This is a genomic window from Paenibacillus albiflavus, from assembly GCF_004344915.1.
In the GTDB taxonomy this organism is placed as follows: Bacteria; Bacillota; Bacilli; order Paenibacillales; family NBRC-103111; genus Paenibacillus_AM; species Paenibacillus_AM albiflavus.
In genome coordinates this window covers 1-894 of the sequence record NZ_SKFG01000064.1, presented here as the reverse complement: position 1 = coordinate 894, position 894 = coordinate 1, and the positions used below count along the sequence as shown (strand labels likewise).

At 39.1% G+C, this 894-nt stretch carries 2 pseudogenes; both read right to left on the bottom strand.

Annotated features, from left to right (window positions below):
• Window positions 1-382, bottom strand: a pseudogene (locus tag E0485_RS24335) (3-hydroxy-5-phosphonooxypentane-2,4-dione thiolase LsrF); the annotation flags it as partial.
• A gap of 44 nt (window positions 383-426) precedes the next feature.
• Window positions 427-894: pseudogene (locus E0485_RS24330) on the bottom strand (3-hydroxy-5-phosphonooxypentane-2,4-dione thiolase LsrF); the annotation flags it as partial.

Here is an 894-nt window from a genome sequence, read left to right as displayed (position 1 = left end):
CAACTGCATTAATCTCATGACTTAAATCATCAAATAGAATAGATGAACCTGAAGTCGCACGTAAAGCGATGGCCTTTCCGCAAGCTGGATCAACACTTGTCCGCAGAGCACCTCTAGTTCCCATAAGCACATCGACTTCGTCTATCACTTTAGGAATAATAATATCTAATCGCTCCAAGCCCGATGTGGAACCCATAAAATACCCATGGTCGAAAGCGAACATGACTGTATTTCCACTTTTCTTATTGAAAATATTAGATAAGTGCTTTTTCATGCCCCATTCTGCATTACTAGCTCCCTTAACGTGATATGTTCCATTGCTATCTACCGGAGTATCTAAATAATAATCTTTTGCCACTTTCAAGCCTTCAATGTCTGCCATTATCTGTTTCCTCCTAATGTTCTGTTATATCTGCAATGTTGAAATCAATGAATTAGATCATTATAGAACTCAAATGCTTCTTTATCGGTGAAACCCTCATGAACGATTTTTCCAATACTGCGGGCCATTTCCATTGGATGCTGACTTTGAAAAATATTTCTACCCATATCTAATCCTTTTGCTCCACCTGAGATAGCCTTATAAGCAAGAGTCATGGCTTCATTTTCAAGAAGCTTCTTCCCACCAGCAACTACAATTGGAACAGGGCATGCTGCAACGACCTCTTCAAAATTATCACAGTAATAGGATTTGATAATATTCGCTCCTAATTCTGCTACGATTCTAGTAGCTAGCTTGAAAAACCGATCAGTTCGTTCCATTTCCTTACCTACTGCAATTACACCCATTGTAGGAATACTGTAACGACTTCCGAGATTCACCATATCGGATAAGTTTTTTAAGCTGGATAATTGACCCTCTGCCCCTACAAATGTTTGGACTGCTAAACAATC